This is a genomic window from Aquisalinus luteolus, from assembly GCF_009712425.2.
GTDB classification, from domain to species: Bacteria; Pseudomonadota; Alphaproteobacteria; order Caulobacterales; family Parvularculaceae; genus Aquisalinus; species Aquisalinus luteolus.
Genome location: NZ_VCJR02000002.1, coordinates 493527 through 513351, shown reverse-complemented (window position 1 = coordinate 513351; position 19825 = coordinate 493527). Strand labels below are relative to the sequence as shown.

Sequence of the window (19825 nt, the reverse complement as noted above, 5' to 3'; positions counted from 1 at the left end):
CGCCCCGCACCGGCTGCGGTCTCTCCGAACGGAGGGGCCGCGCTGGTGGTTGTGGCTTCGGAATCGTGTGGGATGAGTGTTTCACAGCCGCGAGTTAGTCAAGGCCGCGCCTGAAGGCGCGCCGCGAAGCGGTTACAGCCTTGACGAACTCACGGCTGTAAAACGATTGGCAGCCATGCCTTTTAAGGCAAGGAGTGCCTTAAAAGGCCTTGGCGAGACGTTACTATTTGCCCCCATCCCCTGCTTCGCAGGTACTTCCCCCGCAAGCGGGGGAAGAATGGCGAGCCGTCCGAAGTCGGTGCAATGTTTTCCTCCCCCGTTTACGGGGGAGGTGCCCCGGAGGGGCGGAGGGGGTAGCACTGAGAGCACCGCCAGCTATCGCTGCGGTGTTGGCGATGAAAAAAAGAAGGCCCGTGGAGAGTATTATCCAGAGCGTATGTAGCTTTGAGAGCTTGTAGCTTCGGAAAAGCTTTTCACTCTCCACGGCGGCATTCCGGTGCGCGGCCCTGAGGGAGCTCTCGCGTTCACTCGTCTGAGTGAAATGCCGATCCCTGCCACGAACGCCGACGCGCGCCCGCTCCTCGCCCCGAGGGGATAACAGGGATGCCTGCTGGAGGGCGCCGCCCGCAGGTAAGAGCGACAACCTCCCTGTTTCCGGTCCTCACCGGCAACGAGAGAAGAATAAGCGCATACAGACGGGCGGGGATAAGTTGTGCGGCAAGCCAAGTGCTTGCTTTCACCAGGCGACGATCACATAGTGTCGTCATGATCTTTATGTCTTCCTTCTTCCCCCAGGCCTGAGCGAAACAGGCGCCACCCCGCGCGTCTCACCCCATGGCATGACCGGCGCCTTTGCTTGAGCGCCGAAAGAAGGACACTCATCTGATGAAAAATACCGATATTGACCTGAGCGAAGAGCAGGTCGCCAGTTTCAGTGCTGACGGATTTATCCGGCTGGAAGAAGCATTTTCAGAGAACCTGGCTGCCCGATGCCGGGACCACCTGTGGCAGGCGCTGAACCGGATGGCAGGCATATCGCCTGATGAACCGCACAGCTGGCAGGAACCCGTCATCCGCATACCACTCATGACCTTGCCCGCTTTTGCAGAGGCAGCCAATACGCCAAAGCTCACGGGTGCCTATGATGCGCTGACCGGCAAGGGCCAATGGCAAAAGCTGATGGGGCTTGGGTCGTTTCCTGTGCGCTTTCCATCTTCCAGACCGCCAGCCGATACTGGCTGGCACGTGGATATGAGTTTCGGAACCGACCATCCGGACTTCATGGAATGGCGCATCAATTCGGCAAGCCGGGGCCGGTTGCTGCTGATGCTCTTTCTGTTCTCTAACGTCGGTTCAGACGATGCACCGACGCGCATTCGCAAAGGATCGCACAGGACGATTGCCAGAGAGCTTCTGCCTCATGGGAGTGAAGGGTTGACCCTGCGAGAATTGGCGGCCGACGGTTTTGCCTCAACGGCCGGCTGTGAGGAAATGCTGGCAACAGGACCGGCGGGCACAGTCTATCTGTGCCACCCCTTTATCGTTCATTCGTCTCAAGGGCATCGCGGCACGGCCCCGCGCTTCATGGCCCAGCCGCCGCTCTTGCCCAAGGATGGTTTCGATAGCCCCTGAAGGTTCACCGGTGCAGGTGAGTAACCAAAGGCTTTCTCAGCCTGCTGCCTGCGGATTGATATAGCCGGGGTCATGCGCAAATGGCAGGTCCGCGCCTCTGCGCAACGCATCGAGCACTGCCGCGAAATCCGTCCGGCAACGGAACCCCATCTGGCGTTCCGCGCGGCTGGCATCGTAGACCCGGCCGATGCTGTCAGGCAGAACCCACCCCTTGGCAGCGAACAGGGCCGGTGCATCCGGAATGTATTCCGTGATAACAGCGGCAGCATCCGTCTTCAAACGGGAGGCATCCTGCCGCCGGAAAGGCGTTGGGGAAGATATAATGTATACTTCATGCCTAATTTCGGGTGCCTTTTCCAGCGCCGCAACATGAGCTTCGGCCATGTCCTCAACAGTCCCGCGGCGATAGAGCAATTCCAGCGCCTTCAGGTTCTCACCCGAAGGATGTTTCAGGGTGTCGTCCTCTTCCGGGAAGAACCGGGACGTGCGCAGGACAACCGTATTGAGCCCGTGATCGATGAAGAACTGGCGGCACAACCCCTCGGCGGCCAGTTTGGTAACGCCATAGATATTGCGCGGGGCCAGGGGCCCGGTATTTTCATCAATCCAGACGGCATGGTCCGCCATCTCGTTGCGGATTTCCTGCGAAATCATCAGCGAAGTGGTGGACGTGAAGACGAAGCGGTCATGGCCCGCATCGCGTGCCGCCGTCAGCAGATTGAGCGTACCGGTGATATTCACATCAATGAAGGCCTGCGCCGGAAAGCGGGCAATATCCGGCTTGTGCAGGCCACCGGCATGAATGACCGCTTCTATGCCCTGTTCGGCGAAGACACGCTCGACACAGGTCTTGTCGGCAACGGAACCGATATGAGTGGTATGCTCACCCGGGGCGATATCCAGACCGGTGACAACATGGCCGTCTTGCTTGAGGCGCGGCGCAAGAAATCGCCCGAGCCATCCGGAAGAGCCTGTCAGAAGTATCCGCATGACATGCCCCTCCCGATGTGTCGGATCAGTCCCGTAGCAGCTCGTTGACTGAGGTCTTGGAGCGGGTCTGTTCGTCGACCTGCTTGACGATGACCGCGCAGTAAAGGCCCGGGCCGCCGTCTTTTCCTGGCAAAGTGCCAGGCACGACGACGGAATATGGCGGGACCTCGCCGCGATGGATCTCGCCGGTCGCGCGGTTCACGATCTTGGTCGACGCGCCGAGATAGACGCCCATGGACAGGACCGAGCCCTCGCGCACGATGACGCCTTCGGCGACTTCCGAGCGGGCACCGATGAAGCAATTATCCTCGATGATGACCGGGCTTGCCTGCAGCGGCTCCAGCACGCCGCCAATGCCGGCACCGCCGGAGATGTGGCAGTTCTTGCCGATCTGGGCGCAGGAGCCGACGGTCGCCCAGGTGTCGACCATGGTGCCCTCGTCCACATAGGCGCCGATATTGACATAGGACGGCATCAGCACGACGCCGGGAGCGATATAGGACCCGCGGCGCACGGTTGCCGGCGGCACGGCGCGGAAGCCCGCCGCCTTGAACTGCGCCTCGCCCCAATTGTGGAATTTGTTCGGAACTTTGTCCCACCACGGGCCGGGCTGGGTGTCGGTGGCATTATGGTCGGACGCGCCCATCAGCACGTTTTCGTTCAGGCGGAAGGACAGGAGAACCGCCTTCTTGACCCATTGATGGACTTTCCAGTTGCCATCCTCCTGCGGGGTGCACACGCGCACCTCGCCCGCATCGAGCGCGGACAGGGCGGAATTGACAGCGCTGCGGATATCGCCGCCGGTCTCCGTCGTGATCTTGCTGCGCTCTTCCCATGCGGGGTCAATGATTGCTTGCGCCTTTTTCAGGTCCATCGTCTGTCGTCCTCTTGTCTCGTATCAAATCTCAGGCGGCGGTTTTGAGGCCGGTGAGGAAAGAGGTCAAGTCGGCAGTGACGTGATGGACGTGATCATAGGTCTCGCCGGGGCGGGAGGGGCGCTTGTCCTCCGGCTCATCTTCCATCCAGTCGGCGTCGGACTGGACGAGAACCGTGGTCTTGCCCAGAGCATGGGCGGCGACGAGGTTCTGGGGCAGGTCCTCGAACATCGCCGCGCGGGACGGGGTGATGCCGAAGCGCCGGTTGAAGGCGTGATAGGTGTCTTCATGGGGCTTTGGCAGGTAATCCGCCGCCTCGATGTCGAAAATGTCGTGGAAGAGATCGAGAATGCCGATCTTGCCGGCGACATTCTCCGCATGGCGGACGGAGCCATTGGTGAAGATATAGCGCTTGCCCGGCAGGGCCGCTATGGCGGCGCGAAGGCCCTCATCCTGCGGCACGACGCTGACATCGATATCGTGGACATAGTCGAGGAAATCGCGCGGTTGCACGCCATGCTCCTTCATCAGGCCGGACAGGGTCGTGCCGTAGGCGGAGTAATAGTGCTTCTGGATCTTCCGCGCGCTCGTCTCGTCCAGCGACAGGCGGGCCTGGATGAATTCCGACATGCGCCGGTCGATCTGGCCGAACAGATGGCAGTGGGCCGGATAGAGCGTGTTGTCGAGGTCAAAGACGTATGTGTCGATATGGGTGAAGTCAGTCATTCAGCGGCCGCCGGCATTGCCGGATGTGGTGGCGAGTTCCTTGTTGAACTGCTCAGGCGCGAAGCGGAAGGTGGCGGATTTCTCCGAGCCGATGGAGACCTTGCGGAAAGAGGCTTCGACGAAGCCATTGTCCTCGCAGTCGATGCCGTCCTCTGCCTCGAACTGGACATCGGAGATACAGAACGGCTTCTCGCCGGCGATCATCGGCACATCCTCGTCGCCGATATCCATCATGCCATAGACATAATAATGGTCGGAGGTGAGATCGCCGCGAATGACCTTGGCGCATTCGGACCCTTCCAGACGCCACCAGCCGGAGGAATTGTAATTGCCCTCGCCCGCCGGCCTGGCGATGGCCGCCCAGACAGGCAGCTGTGTGGAATTGCAGAAGAAGAAGCCGACCTTGGCATCGCGCTCGTTCGCTTCCGCGATCAGCTGGTCGATCAGTGCGTCGTCATAGACGCCGGAATCGCCCATGCCCCGGTCCTGGCGGTATTCGCGCAGCACTTCCTGGGTGGTACGGCCTAGCGCCCCGTCGATATTCCTGATGCCATAGCCGACATCCTGCAGCAGGCGCTGCACGCCAGCGACCTCGGCCTTGTAGACGTTGTAGTTCGTCTCCTCGACAAACTCCGTGCGGTAGGAGCCGTCATTATCGGCCGGCACGTCAACGGCGAAGAAATCGCGCTGGCGGCGTGGATCGCCGGCACAGACGTCCTGGTCGCGCAGGGTGAAGAGGCTTTCATTCTCCACACACAGGGCCGTGTCGCCGGACCATGTACGCAGCGGACCGCGATGGCCGGGGATCGCCTCGCCATAGACAAAGTAACGACCCGGGCGGATTGCTTCCGTCATCACCACCTTGCACTGGCCGGCGCGCAGCCTCCACCAGCCGCGGGTGAACATGCGGCCTTCATCGACATAGCCGATCGCCGCCGACAGGGCATAGGAGGTCTTGTTGCAGAAGGAATATTCGGCGCGAGCGCTGGAGGACAGGCCGAACCCGGCAAGGGTGCAGACCATGATCGCTGATACGATGGCGATGTGCTTGATCATCTTGTACTTTTCGCTACGCCTGCCGCGGTAACTGACTGAGAATACTAAATCACACAGATCAGCCCTGCGAGGCAAGAAATTATGTGATCCTGTGGCAGTCGGCCCTGTTTCCTGCCGTTCCAGAATGCGCCAATGGCTCGCACCGGACAAGTTACAGAAGATCAAGACAGGCCGAAGCGCCATGTTGCCAAAGGAAGCCCGCGCCCTGTATCTCTCATCGCCTGATGAGTGCAGAACCAGCCGCCCTTCCCGGAATGGAACAACCCGCCCCGCGCCTCGTGCGCGTGCTGGTGCCACTGCCCCTTGCCGGGCCCTATACCTATGCCGAGCCCGATGATCTCGAGCTTGCACCCGGCGACTATGTCACCGTGCCGCTGGGGCCGCGCCATGTGCGCGGCGTGGTCTGGCCCGATGCAGCAGGGGGCACGGCGGATGCCGAGATCGACCTGAAGAAGGTCAAGCCGGTGCTGGAACGCCTCGACGCGCCGCGCCTGTCTGTCGAGGTGATGAATTTCGTCGACTGGGTCTCCGCCTATACGCTGTTCCCGCAGGGCGCTGTGCTGCGCATGGTGATGCGCTCGGGCTCCCAACTCGACCCGCCGCGCCCGCAGACAGGCTATCTCGCCGCGCCGCGCGTGCCGGAGGGGGTGAAGATGACGCCGCAGCGCGAGAAAGTTCTGGCGACGGTCCGTGGGCTGAATTTTCCTGAAACGCCGGCAGAGATTGCCCGGCGGGCCGGGGTCTCAGACGGCGTCGTGCGGGCCCTTGCCGATGCAGGTGCGCTTGAGAAAATCGAGACCGACCCGGACGCACCATTCGAGGCGCCCAATCTTGGCCGCCGGGGCAAGACCCTGTCGCCCGAACAGGCGGATGCCGCCGACAAGATTCGCCGCCATATCGAGGCCCGCGAATATGCATGTACGCTGATCGATGGAGTCACAGGTTCCGGCAAGACCGAGGTGTATCTTGAGGCCGCCGCCGCGGCGCTGAAGCAGGACCCGGGCGCGCAGGTGCTGGTCATGCTGCCCGAGATCGCGCTGACCCTGCCCTTCCTTAAACGTCTCGAAGAGCGCTTCGGCGCGGCGCCCGCGCCCTGGCATTCGGACCTGGGACAGGCCGGCAGGCGGCGGACATGGCGGCGGGTGGCCGACGGCTCCGCCCGCCTGGTGGTCGGCGCGCGCTCCGCCCTGTTCCTGCCGTTCAGGAACCTGAAACTGATCATCGTCGATGAGGAGCACGACCCCGCCTACAAGCAGCAGGACGGGGTTTTGTATCAGGCGCGCGACATGGCGATATTGCGCGCCGCCCACGGAGGATTTCCGATAGTGCTGGCCTCGGCGACGCCGTCGCTGGAGACGGCGGTGAACGCGCAGGGCGGGCGATACGAGACGGTACAGCTGCCGTCCCGCTTCGGTGGCGCGAGCATGCCCGATATCGGCCTGATCGACATGCGCGAGAACCCGCCGGAAAAGCAGGAATGGCTGTCGTCTGTGCTGATCCGCGCTGTGAACGACACGCTGGCGCGCGGCGAACAGGCGATGCTGTTCCTGAACCGGCGCGGCTATGCCCCCCTGACGATCTGCCGCAAATGCGGGGAGCGGATGACGGCGCCGGACAGTGACACATGGCTGGTCGAGCATCGGTTTTCCAACCGGCTCGTCTGCCACCACACCGGCTATTCGATCCCACGGCCCGATACCTGCCCCCATTGCGGGGCGCATGATTCCCTGGCCGCCTGCGGGCCGGGCGTGGAGCGCATCGCCGAGGAGGCGGCGCGGCTGTGGCCGGAGAAACAGATCGCGATCTTCTCCTCCGACACGGTGATGAACCCGGCGGCGGGACAGGAACTCCTTGCCCGGATGAAAGACGGCGGGATCGATATTCTCGTAGCGACGCAGGTCGCCGCCAAGGGGCACCATTTCCCGAACCTGACGCTGGTCGGCGTCGTCGATGCCGATCTTGGCCTCGTCGGCGGCGATTTGCGGGCCGGTGAGCGGACATGGCAATTGCTGTCGCAGGTGATCGGGCGGGCGGGCCGCGAGGAAAAACCGGGCCGGGCCCTGTTGCAGAGCTACCAGCCGGAGCATCCGGTGATCGCGGGGTTGGCCTCCGGCGATCGCGATGCCTTCATGGAGGCAGAACGCGACGGTCGAGAAATGCTCGGCTTCCCGCCTTTCGGCCGCCTTGCCGCTCTGGTCCTGTCCGGCGAAAACGAGCAACACGTCAACAGTGCCGCCCGCATGCTGGCCGCGCAAGTGCCCCATGGGCAGGGCATCGAGGTGTGGGGTCCTGCGCCAGCGCCTCTCTATCGCCTGCGCGGATCGTACCGTGTACGGTTCCTGATCAAGGCAGCCCGGGATGTGTCGATCCAGAATTTCCTGAGGGCATGGTTAACGGATGTGAAAATCCATTCCTCCGTCCGGAGAACCGTGGACATTGACCCCTATTCATTCATGTGACCTTCCCCGCCCCAAAACAGGGAAATTCGAATCATGACGGAACGATGTGTCTTTTCAGTGCATTAGACAGGCATTGATACGCTTGAACAGCTTTAAAAGGAGGCTTCCATGCTGAGATGGGCCATTATCTTTTTTGTCATTGCACTGATCGCTGCCGTGTTCGGTTTTGGTGGTATTGCCGGTGCCGCATCCGGGATTGCGCAAATCCTGTTCTTCGTCTTCATCGTCCTGCTGCTGGTCTCTGTGGTCATGCACCTGATACGGGGACGCGGCGTATAGAGCGCCAATAATACTCTGATATTATTTTTTCAACGCCATGGAACCTTTTTCCATGGCGTTGTATTTATTGCATTATAAAGAAGTTTTACACTGGAATGCGGCTTTCTCCCGTCGGCATTCATTCACAAAATGTGACAAGCCCTCTCCTTTGGTCTATACCCCACCCATGCGAAAATTTGAGTGCATGATCCAACTGATCATGGCTTGCAACGTCGATACGGATAAACTGTCCGTATCGGGAGAGGACCGATATGTTGAAGCGTCACCGCATCCAGTTTCCCCCTGAAAACAGTACGAGACTCGCCCAGAGTGAGGTTATTTTTCACCTAGTTGAAAACGACAAGCGCCACCAGCTGCGTTTCCATGACTATGACGAGTTATACAAGCGGCCCGGCCTGTATGAGCAGGTTTTCTACGAACGCCTGCAGTGCAACTCGCCAGTCAAGGTCGCGGAGATCCTTGAAGAGACCCTCAACGCCAATGGCGAACAGATGTTCGGCCTGCGCGTACTCGACCTCGGTGCCGGTAACGGCATCATGGGGGAGGAGCTGAAAAAACACGGCGTCTCCCGCCTTGTCGGGGCAGATATCATTCCCGAGGCGTGCGACGCCGCCTGGCGCGACCGGCCTGCGGTCTATGACGATTACGTCGTCGCCGACTTTTCCGATCTCACTGGCGCGCAGCAAGAAGAGCTGGAGAGCTGGCGGTTCAACGCGCTGACCGTGGTTGCCGCCCTCGGCTTTGCAGATATTCCGGTAGAGGCGTTCGTGCCTGCCATGAACCTCGTCGAGGACAATGGCTGGGTCGCCTTCAACATCAAGGAAACCTTCCTGCAGGAAAGCGACAATTCTGGCTTTTCGGCCTTTATCCGCAAGCTGATCTTTTCCGAATACCTCGAAGTTCACCACCTGGAGCGCTATCGCCACCGCCTGTCGATGGAAGGCGAGCCACTTTATTATTACGCCATGGTTGCCCGCAAGATGAAGGATGTCCCTGCGGAGCTGGACTAGGAGGGCTGGATTGATCAGGCCGGCATGATGGCGGGCGACCCACGGAACTTGCGGGCGTCGCAACCGTTTCCCATATCAGTTCTGCCCGTTCGCCGGGCGCAATACGAGAAGGGAATTTCATGGGCGACGTCCTGCGCATCATCCTCGCCATCCTCTTGCCGCCACTTGGCGTGTTCTTTCAGGTCGGTTTCGGCCTGCAGTTCTGGATCAACATCCTGCTGACCCTGCTTGGTTATATTCCGGGCATCGTCCACGCCATCTGGATCATCGCGCGCAATGATTGACCTGTCCGGCACACCCGAAACCGGGACCCTCGATCGCGATATCTATCGCGATGAAGACCGCAAACGCCGGCTGGAGCGGCTCGAGAAGCTGGCCAACCTGCTCGATGCGCGGTTCGTGCTGCCGGGCACGGGCATCCGCTTCGGCCTCGATTCCCTGATCGGCCTGATCCCGGGCATCGGCGATACGGCAACAGGTTTCCTGTCCCTCTGGATCGTCTGGCAGGGTATCCGGCTGGGCGTCGGCCCCGGCACCGTCATCCACATGCTGTTCAACGTGCTGATCGATACCGCAATCGGCAGTATCCCGCTGCTGGGCGATATCTTCGACGTCGCATTCAAGGCGAACCTTGCCAATATCCGCCTGATCCAGCGCCACGCCGAAGTGTGATCACTTACAGGGTATGATCACTAGCAGAGTGCAATCACCTGACGGGTGTGATCGCCTGAACAGTTGCTTAAGGGCTCGCCGCATATCATAAGCGGTATCATGAGTTCTGAACCTGTATCCCCCCTGTCGAAACAATCGGACCCGGTGGCGCTTGCCGCCGAGTTGATCCGCTGCCCGTCGGTGACCCCGGTCGAGGGCGGCGCCCTCGACCTTATCCAGCGCTGGCTGGAGCCGCTGGGCTTTGCCTGCGAACGGCTGATCTTTGCCGATGAAGGCCTGCCGCCGGTCGATAATCTCTATGCCCGCCTCGGCGCCGGCGCGCCGCATTTCTGCTTTGCCGGCCATACGGATGTCGTGCCTGCGGGATCGGAAGAAGCCTGGTCAGTCCCGCCATTCCAGCCCGCCGTCGTCGATGGCATGCTGACAGGGCGCGGCGCGGCGGACATGAAGGGCGCGATAGCCGCCTTCCTCGCCGCCATGGCCCGATACGTCGATGACGCGAAATTCAAGGGATCGATCAGCCTGCTGATCACGGGTGACGAAGAAGGCATGGCGATTAACGGCACGCGCAAGCTGGTCACATGGCTGCAGGAAAAGGGAGAGACGATCGACCACTGCATCGTCGGCGAGCCGTCCAACCCGGATACGATGGGCGACATGATCAAGGTCGGGCGCCGCGGCAGCTTCAACGCGCAACTGACCGTGCATGGCATTCAGGGCCATGTCGCCTATCCCCACCGTGCCGATAACCCGGTGCCGAAGCTCAACGCACTTCTGGCCGCCCTGACAGGCGAGCCGCTGGACGATGGCTATGAACGCTTCCAGCCATCGAACCTGGAAGTGACCGCCCTGTCGACACCGCCACTGGCTGAGAACGTCATCCCCGGCGAGGCAGGCGCACGCTTCAATGTGCGTTTCAACCCCAACTGGACAGGGGCGAGCCTGGAAGCGCATTTGCGTGAGCGGCTGGAGAAAGCGGCAGCCAATTATGATGGCGGGATCGAGTGGGAACTGTCCGCCCGCACCTCCGGCGAGGCTTTCCTGACCACCGATACAGCCTATACGGACCTTCTGGCTGACTGTGTCGAACAGCACACGGGCCGCAGGCCGGAGCTGTCAACCAGCGGCGGCACATCCGATGCGCGCTTCATCAAGGATATCGCGCCGGTCGCCGAGTTCGGCCTCGTCGGCGCGACCATGCACAAGGTCAACGAGCAGGTCGCCACCGGTGACATCCACCTGCTGACAGCGATCTATCACACCATCCTGACCCGGTATTTCGACGCTTCATGATTACGCCTGCCTATATCGGTTCCCAGTTCCGCGCCGTCCTGTCGATGGCGCAGGACAACCCGCTGTGGCGCGAGCGCATCGATGGCGGGGCGGACGGATTCTACCGCTCGTTCTGGTCGATCCTGCTGGGCATGCCCTTCGCGGCGCTGAACCTCTGGCTGTCACTCCAGCTCTTTCTCAGGATACCGGACCTGGCTGCCGACATGACCATCGCGCTGCCACTGCCGTTCTTGATGATCGTCCAGATACTGACGGTAACGGCAGTCCGGCTTGCGGTAATCGGGATGCTTTTGGTGCTGGCGCGGTCCCTGAACAGGGAGCGCGGTGTCAGCCCGCTGGTCGTTGGCTATAACTGGGCCGAGCTGATTATCCAGATGCTGCTTTCAATCACCTTTCTGGTCATCCTTGTGTCACCCGCGCCAGCCATTTTTTCCGGGCTTTTGCTGGGGGTGACCATCTTCATGTTCCATCTGCGCTGGGGTGTCCTGCGACGAACACTGGAGACCAATATCGTCCAGACGGTCTCCATCCTCGTCATGCTGTCTCTGGTCGGGCTTCTCGTCAGCATTGTCGTTACCGGCATGCTGCGCGGCATCATCGGCGTCTTCATTCCCTTGGAAATGGTGACGGTGGATGTCTATTTCGCCCGGGATTGAGCCTGGAACCCCGTCAAGGAAAGCAAGATTTAGTTTTTGTAATCCGCCAAAAACTTCCTTTGCATGCCTCAGTCCGGGACAGTATGATCTCGGCGAATTGATTGAGAGTCCCACAAAGAGGGCTGTTTGCTCCGACTTTGAACACAAACCCGCCTTTTTGATGTGGGATCAGGGACACCAGATAACCGGAAGGAATTTCCATGAAGAAGTCAGTCTTCGGCGCAGCGTTTGCTGCAGGGGCCTCGCTCGTGCTCGCCGGCAATGCCAGCGCACAGAACGACCAGACGCCGCCGCCCGCCAAATTCACCGCCCAGGAAGCCGCAGGGTGTGCCGCGACATTCGACTGGATGCTGGAATTCGTCGACCTCGACCAGTCCACCGGCATGACCGAGCAGGATATCCAGCGTTTCTACATGGAGACAGATCTTGCCGCTGCCATGTGGACCTATGAACTTTATGCGGCCATGGATGGCAAGACCGACGAAGAGCTTAAGAACGCCTATATCGCCGGCGCGGAAGCCCTGATGAACAGCTTTCCGCAGGAAGAAAGCGAAGAAGCGAACCAGGCGGTCGTTAACATCGTGATGGCGAAGGCAGAGACCTGTGGCACGACGATCGCCAATGCCTATCCTGATGGCAACCACCCGGTCATCCAGCAGATGATGGCGCAAGCTGCCGCTGCGAGACAGCAACAGCAGCAACAGGCTCCCGCTGCGGAATAAGCCGAGACCGAACGCACAATCGGAATTCAGAAAACCCGGGTCTCACGATCCGGGTTTTTTGTGGTTGCCAGTAATGCGTCAGTAATCGGCCCCGACAAAATAAAGCCCGCAGGCCGGTGCGACCGGGCCACAGGCTGTCCTGTCTGCTGCTGCGAGCGCCTTGCCGACATCATTGACCGACCATTTACCGGCGCCGACCCGCTCCAGCGTGCCCGCAAAGGAGCGGACCTGATTATGCAGGAAGGATCGGGCATGACAGGTCAGGTGGACCTCTCCCCCAACCCGGGCGACGGCGATATCTTCCAGCGTCTTGACTGGGCTGTCTGCCTGGCAATGGGCGGACCGGAAGGTCGTGAAATCATGCCTGCCCTTGAGCAGCTGTGCCGCCGCGTTCATCGCTTCGACATCGAGGGTGAAAGGCCGCCGCCAGACCCGGCCTCGGTCGAGCGACAGGGGCGCCCGGCGCTCAACGAAACGGTAGCGATAGTAACGTCTGATGCAGGAAAAGCGGGCGTGGAAGCCGTCTTCGGCGCGCGCTGCCTCCAGCACCGAGACAGGATGCGGGCGCAGGTGAAAGTTGAGCGCATCGCGCACGCTGTCATCGGGCATGTCGCGATCGAGATCGATATGGGCTGCCATGGCGAGGGCATGAACGCCTGAATCCGTTCGCCCCGCCGCAACGACAGGCGATGGCTGGCCGGACAGGGTCTCCCCTGCCGCCTCCAATACGCCTTGTACGGATAAACCGTTGTCCTGACGCTGCCAGCCGACGAAAGGCGTCCCGTCATACTCAATCGTCAGGCGATAGCGCGGCATGGATCAGGCGAGCCTCATGCCGGGCTTGAGCGGGAAGCCCCGCAGGAACTCCTCCGCCGCCTGAACGCCCTTGCCAGCCCGTTGCAGGCTGGAAAAGGCAATCGCCCCGTCGCCGCAGGCAACGACCAGCCGGTCGCCCGTTAGAAGGATTTCACCCGGCGCGCCTGCGCCCTCGGAAACAGCGCTCATCAGCGCCTTGCAGCGGACCGTCTGTGTACTGCCGGGTTTGTTGACATCAGCGACCTCGAACCATGCACCGGGCACTGGCGAGAGGCCACGCACATGCCAGTCGATTTCGCGTGCAGGCCGGGCCCAGTCGATCCGCGCCTCGTCCGCCGTGATTTTCTCCGCATAGGTCACACCCTCATCTGACTGCGGCGTCGCCCCGAGGCTGCCGCGATCGAGCGCGGCAAGCGCGCGCGGCAGCATGTCCGCCCCGATCTGGGACAGCCGATCATGCAGAGAGCCTGCCGTGTCATCCGCGCCGATCTGAACCGTTTCCGACAACAGCACCGGCCCGGTATCGAGGCCCGCCTCCATCTGCATCACCTGGACGCCGGTGACGGCATCACCCGCCATAATCGCCCGCTGGATCGGCGCGGCCCCGCGCCAGCGCGGCAACAGCGAGGCGTGCAAATTGATGCAGCCGAGCCGGGGCGCGGCAAGGATCGCCTTTGGCAGGATCAATCCATAGGCGACAACAACGGCAAGATCGGCCTCGAGATCGGCAAAGGCATGTTTTTCCTCGTCGCTTTTAAGGCTTTCGGGGTGGCGCACGGCCAGGCCATGGCTCTCGGCAAATTCCTGCACCGGCGATGGACGCAGATGCTGGCCACGACCGGCACGGCGTGGCGGCTGGCAATAGACGGCGGCAATATCGTGCCCGGCGGCGATCAGCTCGCCCAGCGCCGGCACCGAATAGGCCGGGGTTCCCATGAAAATGAGCCGCATGATCCGAGTTCCCCTCCGCCATGGGCGGATTTTCAAAGAGATTAAAAAAAATTAACCAGTGTAGCTGAAAAGCCTCAGCGTCATCCCGCCGCAGCGAGTTTCTGCTCTTTCTTGAGCTTCTTGAGAATCCGTTCCCGCTTAAGGCGAGACAGATGATCGATAAAAAGCACACCTTCCAGGTGATCCATCTCATGCTGGATGCAGACCGCGAGCAGGCCTTCCGCCTCCAGAACCTGTTCGTTCCCGTCATAATCCAGATACTTCACGGTGCATTGAGCCGGGCGTTCGACTTCGTCATAGAACTCCGGAACGGACAGGCAGCCCTCTTCGTAAGGCTTTGTATCATCTGACGGATTCAGGATTTCCGGGTTGACGAAATAGCGCGGCTCAGGCTCCTCGCCCTCACCGGCGAGATCCATGACGATCACGCGCTTTGGCACACCGACCTGGATCGCGGCAAGGCCGATGCCCGGTGCATCATACATCGTCTCCAGCATGTCATCCATCAACGCGCGCAGATCATCGTCTACACGTTCCACGGGTTTGGACACCTCACGCAGGCGCGGGTCCGGCACGGTCAGAATGGGTCTTATTGTCATGACTTTCACCTAAGCGCTGGCTTGATCTTCGTCAATAAGGCGTGAATCCTGCATTGCCTTTTGGGTTCACAGGGTCGAGACCTCGCCAAGACGGGTCGTTTGTTCTATGGATATCAAGCATATAGGCGATGGGCCATATAGGCGATTGGCCCTTTAGCGATGGGCAAGGGATGAGCTACGGGATGTTTTTCACACAGGGCCTGAAGCTGGCAGAGACGTCTGGCAGTTTTCTTGCAGGTGTTGTCCTGTTTTTGGAAAACGAGGTCGACGAGCTGAAGGCTGCGGCTGAAGCGGCGGCGCAAGCCATTCAGCCGGTTGATGCTGTCGCCTCGGGGGAAAGCGGAATGACGACTTGGGTAATTATTGGCGTCGTGGTGCTGGCTGCTGTCATGCTGGCGGCGGTCTACATCATGGGCAGGCGCAACCGAGCCCGGCTGGCAGAAGAAGAGGCCGCCGACAATCCGCTGTTCGAGGACCAGTATGCTGTCTCCGACGATGACATCGTCATCGAGACCCAGTCCAGCACTGCAGGGGCCGATGGCGGCTTTGAGGAAGTGAAGGACGAAGACGAAGAACACCACGCGCAGCCCGTTCTGGAGGAAATCCAGGAAGAAGAGGCGGAACCGGAAATCGAGGAGCCCGTTCTTCAAGAGATTACAGACAAGCCTGAGCCACAAGAACCCGCCCCTGCTGCGGATAATGAAAATGTCATCCCGCTCATGAAAAAATCAGAACAAGCCCCGGCGGACGCTGTGGGCAAACAGGCAGAGCCCGATTACGACGCCGGCGAGGAAGCCGTGCGCTATGCCTTTGCCGCCCGCCAGAAAGGGCCGATGAGCTTCTCCAAGCCCAAGGCAGACAAAAGCCGCCCTGACAATGTGCGCAAGGAACCGCCGCTTGAAGCGTCTAAAACGCAAGCCGCTCCGGTAATGGCCGCCGCCGGTGACACCGAGCAGCCGCCTGACGAGCTTGCGCAGGAGCAGCACGCCGCCATGGAACCGCCCAGAGAAGACTTACGCGAAGAGACGCGCGAACAGCAGAGCGGCGAGATGCGCTTCATGTCTGCGAGCGAAAGCCGCGCCCATCGCGACGATGATGGCCGTGATGCCCATGACAGCGACTATCGCCCGCGCTCCTATATCGCGCCGACGGTTCTGCGCGAGGATTTCAACCGGCTGGAGCGGCTTCAGGCAGAGCGCCTCGACATCCTGCGTGACGAGATCAGCCGCCAGATTTCCTCGATGAAAGCGGACCAGAACAACCGCTTCGACATCGTCGTCGATGCGCTGGACCGCAAGCTGACGAAACTGACCGAAGTGCGTTTCGAGGCACCGGTCGATGGCGACAACAGTGTCGCGCCGATGCTGAACGAGTTCACCCGCCAGGTGAACATGCTGCAGTCGACGCTGGAAAACCAGGGTCAGCGCATCCGCGCGATCACCCAGATCCTCGATGATCGTCTCGGCACCGTCTCCCATGTCTATGGCGAGGTGCGCAATATCGGCGACCGGATCGACCAGTTCACCGCCCGCCTCGGCGAGATGGAAAAGTCGATCTCCGAAAACACCCGCCTCGACATGATGTCGGATGTTCAGTTGTCTGACGTTGTGCGTTCGTCGCTGCCGCCTGACAGCTACGAGTTCAAGCCGCTTCTGTCGAACAATCACCGCGCCGACTGCATCATCCGCCTGCCGCATCCGCCGGGCACGATCGTCGTCGATACGAAATTCCCGCTCGATGCCTATAATGCCCTGCCCTCCCGCGACGAGGTCCAGCGCGACATGCACCAGGCCCGCGGGGCGGAGGATTCCTTCCGCCGCGCCGTGCTGCGCCACATCATCGATGTCGCAGAGCGCTTCATCATCCCTGGCGAGACGGCGGATTCCGCGCTGATGTTCGTGCCGACGGAGTCGATCTACACGACGCTGCATGCCCGCTTCCCCGACCTGATCCGCGATTCCTTCCGTGCCCGCGTCTGGATCGTGTCGCCGTCGACGCTGATGGGCACGCTGCAGACGCTGAAGGGCGTGCTGCGCGACACCCGCGCCGGCGAGGATGCCAGCCGCAAGGCCCGCGAGGAGGAAAGCCTGCGCGAGGAAATGGAAGAGCTGCGCACCCGCGCCTCGACACTCGCCCGCAATTTCGAGACGACCCAGTCCGAACTGCGCGCCATCCTGGAAGCGACGGACAAGGTCTTCTCGCGCCAGCCTAAAAAGGCCGGCAATGGTAACGGAAACGGCAATGGTAACGGCTCCGGCACCAATGGGGGCCACCGCCGGGACTATCTCGTCAACGAGCTGTATGATCGCAAATCCGAATGGCCGGGCCGCGAAAAGCCGCGCGAGGAAGAAAAGCGCTCATCGTCCCTATACGAAGAGTTTTCCCGCCGTCCTGATCCGCTGAGATAGGCCGGCTGAGGCAAGTCAGACTGTTTCCTGCTGAAACAGGCAGCTAGCCGGTCTTGCGGTCGCCATCATCACGCTCACCATCAGGCGCATCGAGGAACAGGTCTCGCCCGGCGCTGATCTCGCGCACATCGGCCTCGACCGGCTCGATCTCCGGCACGTCCTTTTCCGTACCCGGCATTTCGAACTCGGCAAAGCGCCGTGCCTTGGGCATGACCCGGCCCTCGATATTGCCGATCGTGTCGTTATAGCGCTTGACCGATGTTTCCAGTGACTTGCCAAGCGCCTGCAGGTTAGAGCCCATCTTGCACATGGCGGCATAGAGGTCCTTCGCCATGTCCGCGACCTTGTGGGCATTCTCCGCCGCCTTTTCCTGGCGCCAGCCATAGGCGATGGATTTCAGGATCGCGATCAGCGAGGTCGGCGTCGCGATCAATATGCCGCGGTCAAATGCCTCCTGGAACAGGGTCGGGCGATGCTCCATTGCGGCGGCGTAGAAATTCTCACCGGGGATGAACATGACGACAAAGTCCAGCGAGCCCTGCTTTTTCAGCGCCTCGGCGTAATTCTTTGACGCCAGCCCTTTCACATGGGTCCAGATTTCCTCGGCATGTTTGGCGAGGTATACCGTGCGCTGAGCATCGTCCGTCTGCTCGGCGGCTTCAAGATAGGCATTAAGAGAGACCTTGGAGTCAACCGCGATGACCCGCTCGCCCGGCAGGGAGACGACCATGTCCGGCTGTTTTGCGCGCCCCTCCTCGCTCAGCGACAGCTGCTCGGTGAAATCGACATAGGACGACAGCCCGGTCATTTCCACGACATTGCGCAACTGCTCCTCGCCCCAGCGGCCACGGGTGCGCGAGCCGGAGCGCAGTGCGGTGGCGAGCTTGGAAGCCTCGCCCTTGATGCTTTCGGCGGACCGGGCCAGCACTTCGATCTGGCTGGTCAGCGCGCCTTGCGCCTTCTTGTTGTGGTCGCGCAGCTCGCGCAGGCCTTCCTCATAGCGCACAAGGCTGTCCTTCATGGGACGGACCATTTCGTCGATCGACTGGCGGCGCTTCTCGGCATCAGCCTTGGTCGCTTCCTGATGGCGCTCGAAGGTCTCGTTCGCCCGCTTCAGGAAGGTCTCATGGGTCTGGTTCAACATGGCAGAGGCCATGGCGGAGAAGTCGTTCTCCATCCGTGTGCGCAACTCGGCCAGCGCCCGCTCGCGTTCCTGCAGGCGTGCTTCGATCACGGCGTGGTCTGTGCGCAGCTTTTCAGAGGCGGTGCGCTCATGCTCCAGCGCGTCCTTCAGCCCGTCATACTCTTCAAGCCGGGAGGCGGAGCGGACCAGCTCACGCTCGATCTCGTTTGCTCGCGCCGACGCCTTGCTGCCACGAAGCCATGCGACGATGGCCACAATGAGGAACAGGATCGCGACGGCCCAGCCGGCGAGGCTCACAGCGTCAAAGCCGGAGGCAGCGCCCGCAGGCATGAAAAGGACTGATAGAGACAGGAAAGCGGCATGATGGTTCATGCCTTGTTCTCTAGACCGATTCGGGTTTTTGGCCCTCTTGCAAGCGACCGTATGGCGCGGGCCTAGCCCGCCATGCGCTCGCCATCGTCGGGGTCGTGATAGGTGGTCGTGGTGCGCACAGGCTTTTCAGCGGGCGCGGTACCCGCGGCGACCATTTCGGACGGTAGCACGGCATTGGCAAAGTAAAGCGGCCGCGCCTTGGTCTCGTTGAAGATGCGCCCGACATATTCGCCGAGAATGCCCAGAAAGGCGAGCTGCACGCCGCCGAGAAACAGCATGACGGTGATCAGCGTCGGGAAGCCCGCGACCGGATCGCCATACAGGATCGCCTTGCCCATATAGAAGATGCCAGCGACGATCGCGCCGAAGGCGATGGTGAAGCCGAGATAGGACGAGATTTTCAGGGGCGCCGTGGTGAAGGAGGTGATCCCCTCCAGCGACAAATTCCACAGCTTCCAGTAATTCCACTTGGTCGCGCCCGCCGCGCGCGGATCGCGGTCATACATCACCGCCTTGGCCGGGAAACCGACCCAGGCGAAGACGCCCTTCATGAAGCGGTGTCGTTCACGCAGCTGGCAGACGGCATCGACGGCCTTGCGGCTCATCAGGCGAAAATCGCCGGTGTTTTCCGGCAGGCGCACCGCGCCGAGGCGGCTCATCAGCTTGTAGAAGGCACCGGCAGTTGCTTTCTTCACCAGCCCCTCGCCATGGCGCACGCGGCGCTTGGCATAAACGACATCATAGCCCTCGCGCCAGCCAGCGATCAGCTCGCCGATCAGCTCCGGCGGGTCCTGCAAATCGGCATCGATGACGACGACGGCATCGCCCCCCGCGGCATCGAGACCGGCGGTCAGCGCGATCTCCTTGCCGAAATTGCGCGACAGGTCGACGATCGTCGTGTTCGCGTGGCGCTCGCGGATCTTGTGCATCAGGTCGAGCGTGCTATCGCTGGAGCCGTCATTGACCAGCACCACCTCGAATGCCTGGCCCAGCTCGTTCATCGCCTTGCGCACACGCCGGTGAAAGGCGGCAAGCACCTCGGCCTCGTTATAGGCCGGGCAGACGATGGACAACAGCGCCGGGCGATCGCTGTCACGCGGGACGGGGACGGGTTGGTTCGACATCTTACGTTCAGACATGGTTAATCACTCTTAAGCATTTCCTG

General features: G+C 61.2%; 19 protein-coding genes. 10 read left to right on the top strand and 9 right to left on the bottom strand.

The window, feature by feature from the left end:
* The first annotated feature begins 885 nt into the window (after positions 1-885).
* Entirely contained in the window at positions 886-1632 is a 747-nt protein-coding gene (locus FF098_RS11005; RefSeq protein ID WP_205967473.1) for a phytanoyl-CoA dioxygenase family protein, read from the top strand.
* Between the two features lie 36 nt (positions 1633-1668).
* On the opposite strand, the gene FF098_RS11000 is transcribed toward FF098_RS11005, so the two are convergent.
* The 4 genes from FF098_RS11000 to FF098_RS10985 are packed head-to-tail and all read right to left on the bottom strand — an operon-like array spanning position 1669 to position 5279.
* Entirely contained in the window at positions 1669-2622 is a 954-nt protein-coding gene (locus FF098_RS11000; protein WP_155140440.1) for an NAD-dependent epimerase/dehydratase family protein, read from the bottom strand.
* Between the two features lie 25 nt (positions 2623-2647).
* Positions 2648-3496: a 2,3,4,5-tetrahydropyridine-2,6-dicarboxylate N-succinyltransferase gene (gene dapD, locus FF098_RS10995; protein WP_155140438.1), complete on the bottom strand. Its 849-nt coding sequence runs from the start codon at positions 3494-3496 to the stop codon at positions 2648-2650.
* Between the two features lie 31 nt (positions 3497-3527).
* A complete protein-coding gene (locus FF098_RS10990) occupies positions 3528-4223 on the bottom strand; it encodes a pyrimidine 5'-nucleotidase (RefSeq protein ID WP_155140437.1) in 696 nt (231 codons plus the stop codon).
* The gene (locus FF098_RS10985; protein WP_166426487.1) at positions 4224-5279 is read right to left on the bottom strand and encodes a DUF1036 domain-containing protein; all 1056 of its coding nucleotides are present in this window, start codon (positions 5277-5279) and stop codon (positions 4224-4226) included.
* 224 nt (positions 5280-5503) lie between these two features.
* Between FF098_RS10985 and FF098_RS10980 the strand changes: the two genes are divergently transcribed.
* The 8 genes from FF098_RS10980 (at position 5504) to FF098_RS10945 (ending at position 12370) form a co-directional block, all read left to right on the top strand.
* Positions 5504-7738 (top strand): primosomal protein N', encoded by a 2235-nt coding sequence (locus tag FF098_RS10980; protein WP_229714576.1) that lies wholly within the window; start codon positions 5504-5506, stop codon positions 7736-7738.
* Between the two features lie 108 nt (positions 7739-7846).
* On the top strand, positions 7847-8017 hold the full coding sequence (locus FF098_RS10975; RefSeq protein WP_155140432.1) for a DUF1328 domain-containing protein: 171 nt from the start codon (positions 7847-7849) through the stop codon (positions 8015-8017).
* A gap of 251 nt (positions 8018-8268) precedes the next feature.
* On the top strand, positions 8269-9027 hold the full coding sequence (locus FF098_RS10970) for a class I SAM-dependent DNA methyltransferase (RefSeq protein WP_155140430.1): 759 nt from the start codon (positions 8269-8271) through the stop codon (positions 9025-9027).
* 119 nt (positions 9028-9146) lie between these two features.
* Positions 9147-9311 (top strand): YqaE/Pmp3 family membrane protein, encoded by a 165-nt coding sequence (locus FF098_RS10965; protein WP_155140428.1) that lies wholly within the window; start codon positions 9147-9149, stop codon positions 9309-9311.
* Positions 9304-9699, top strand: coding sequence for a DUF4112 domain-containing protein (locus FF098_RS10960; RefSeq protein WP_155140426.1), 396 nt, complete (start codon positions 9304-9306; stop codon positions 9697-9699). Before FF098_RS10965 ends, FF098_RS10960 begins: the two co-directional genes overlap by 8 nt.
* A 99-nt stretch (positions 9700-9798) precedes the next feature.
* Positions 9799-10992, top strand: coding sequence for a succinyl-diaminopimelate desuccinylase (gene dapE / locus FF098_RS10955; protein WP_155140424.1), 1194 nt, complete (start codon positions 9799-9801; stop codon positions 10990-10992).
* Positions 10989-11648, top strand: a complete 660-nt coding sequence (locus tag FF098_RS10950) for a hypothetical protein (protein WP_155140422.1) — start codon at positions 10989-10991, stop codon at positions 11646-11648. Before dapE ends, FF098_RS10950 begins: the two co-directional genes overlap by 4 nt.
* Positions 11649-11848: 200 nt before the next feature.
* A complete protein-coding gene (locus tag FF098_RS10945; RefSeq protein WP_155140420.1) occupies positions 11849-12370 on the top strand; it encodes a hypothetical protein in 522 nt (173 codons plus the stop codon).
* Positions 12371-12448: 78 nt separating this feature from the next.
* Here the strand turns inward: FF098_RS10945 and truA are convergent, their stop codons facing one another.
* From truA to def, 3 genes are all read right to left on the bottom strand, one after another.
* On the bottom strand, positions 12449-13186 hold the full coding sequence (gene truA / locus FF098_RS10940) for a tRNA pseudouridine(38-40) synthase TruA (protein ID WP_155140418.1): 738 nt from the start codon (positions 13184-13186) through the stop codon (positions 12449-12451).
* Positions 13187-13189: 3 nt separating this feature from the next.
* On the bottom strand, positions 13190-14137 hold the full coding sequence (fmt, locus tag FF098_RS10935) for a methionyl-tRNA formyltransferase (RefSeq protein WP_155140416.1): 948 nt from the start codon (positions 14135-14137) through the stop codon (positions 13190-13192).
* A gap of 80 nt (positions 14138-14217) precedes the next feature.
* Positions 14218-14736: a peptide deformylase gene (gene def / locus FF098_RS10930; protein WP_155140415.1), complete on the bottom strand. Its 519-nt coding sequence runs from the start codon at positions 14734-14736 to the stop codon at positions 14218-14220.
* Positions 14737-14918: 182 nt separating this feature from the next.
* On the opposite strand from def, the gene rmuC reads away from it, so the two are divergent.
* Complete coding sequence (gene rmuC / locus FF098_RS10925; RefSeq protein WP_166426486.1) at positions 14919-17144, top strand: DNA recombination protein RmuC; 2226 nt, start codon at positions 14919-14921, stop codon at positions 17142-17144.
* Positions 17145-17187: 43 nt separating this feature from the next.
* On the opposite strand, the gene FF098_RS10920 is transcribed toward rmuC, so the two are convergent.
* Positions 17188-18660: a DNA recombination protein RmuC gene (locus FF098_RS10920; protein WP_155140410.1), complete on the bottom strand. Its 1473-nt coding sequence runs from the start codon at positions 18658-18660 to the stop codon at positions 17188-17190.
* A gap of 62 nt (positions 18661-18722) precedes the next feature.
* A complete protein-coding gene (locus FF098_RS10915) occupies positions 18723-19799 on the bottom strand; it encodes a glycosyltransferase family 2 protein (RefSeq protein ID WP_155140408.1) in 1077 nt (358 codons plus the stop codon).
* Positions 19800-19825: the final 26 nt, after the last annotated feature.

Excerpts from the sequence above, each read along its gene's own strand:
- FF098_RS11005 (WP_205967473.1), top strand. The coding sequence starts at position 886 with ATGAAAAATACCGATATTGACCTGAGCGAAGAGCAGGTCGCCAGTTTC.
- FF098_RS11000 (WP_155140440.1), bottom strand. The coding sequence starts at position 2,622 with ATGCGGATACTTCTGACAGGCTCTTCCGGATGGCTCGGGCGATTTCTT.
- dapD (WP_155140438.1), bottom strand. The coding sequence starts at position 3,496 with ATGGACCTGAAAAAGGCGCAAGCAATCATTGACCCCGCATGGGAAGAG.
- FF098_RS10990 (WP_155140437.1), bottom strand. The coding sequence starts at position 4,223 with ATGACTGACTTCACCCATATCGACACATACGTCTTTGACCTCGACAAC.
- FF098_RS10985 (WP_166426487.1), bottom strand. The coding sequence starts at position 5,279 with ATGATCAAGCACATCGCCATCGTATCAGCGATCATGGTCTGCACCCTT.
- FF098_RS10980 (WP_229714576.1), top strand. The coding sequence starts at position 5,504 with ATGAGTGCAGAACCAGCCGCCCTTCCCGGAATGGAACAACCCGCCCCG.
- FF098_RS10975 (WP_155140432.1), top strand. The coding sequence starts at position 7,847 with ATGCTGAGATGGGCCATTATCTTTTTTGTCATTGCACTGATCGCTGCC.
- FF098_RS10970 (WP_155140430.1), top strand. The coding sequence starts at position 8,269 with ATGTTGAAGCGTCACCGCATCCAGTTTCCCCCTGAAAACAGTACGAGA.
- FF098_RS10965 (WP_155140428.1), top strand. The coding sequence starts at position 9,147 with ATGGGCGACGTCCTGCGCATCATCCTCGCCATCCTCTTGCCGCCACTT.
- FF098_RS10960 (WP_155140426.1), top strand. The coding sequence starts at position 9,304 with ATGATTGACCTGTCCGGCACACCCGAAACCGGGACCCTCGATCGCGAT.
- dapE (WP_155140424.1), top strand. The coding sequence starts at position 9,799 with ATGAGTTCTGAACCTGTATCCCCCCTGTCGAAACAATCGGACCCGGTG.
- FF098_RS10950 (WP_155140422.1), top strand. The coding sequence starts at position 10,989 with ATGATTACGCCTGCCTATATCGGTTCCCAGTTCCGCGCCGTCCTGTCG.
- FF098_RS10945 (WP_155140420.1), top strand. The coding sequence starts at position 11,849 with ATGAAGAAGTCAGTCTTCGGCGCAGCGTTTGCTGCAGGGGCCTCGCTC.
- truA (WP_155140418.1), bottom strand. The coding sequence starts at position 13,186 with ATGCCGCGCTATCGCCTGACGATTGAGTATGACGGGACGCCTTTCGTC.
- fmt (WP_155140416.1), bottom strand. The coding sequence starts at position 14,137 with ATGCGGCTCATTTTCATGGGAACCCCGGCCTATTCGGTGCCGGCGCTG.
- def (WP_155140415.1), bottom strand. The coding sequence starts at position 14,736 with ATGACAATAAGACCCATTCTGACCGTGCCGGACCCGCGCCTGCGTGAG.
- rmuC (WP_166426486.1), top strand. The coding sequence starts at position 14,919 with ATGTTTTTCACACAGGGCCTGAAGCTGGCAGAGACGTCTGGCAGTTTT.
- FF098_RS10920 (WP_155140410.1), bottom strand. The coding sequence starts at position 18,660 with ATGAACCATCATGCCGCTTTCCTGTCTCTATCAGTCCTTTTCATGCCT.
- FF098_RS10915 (WP_155140408.1), bottom strand. The coding sequence starts at position 19,799 with ATGTCTGAACGTAAGATGTCGAACCAACCCGTCCCCGTCCCGCGTGAC.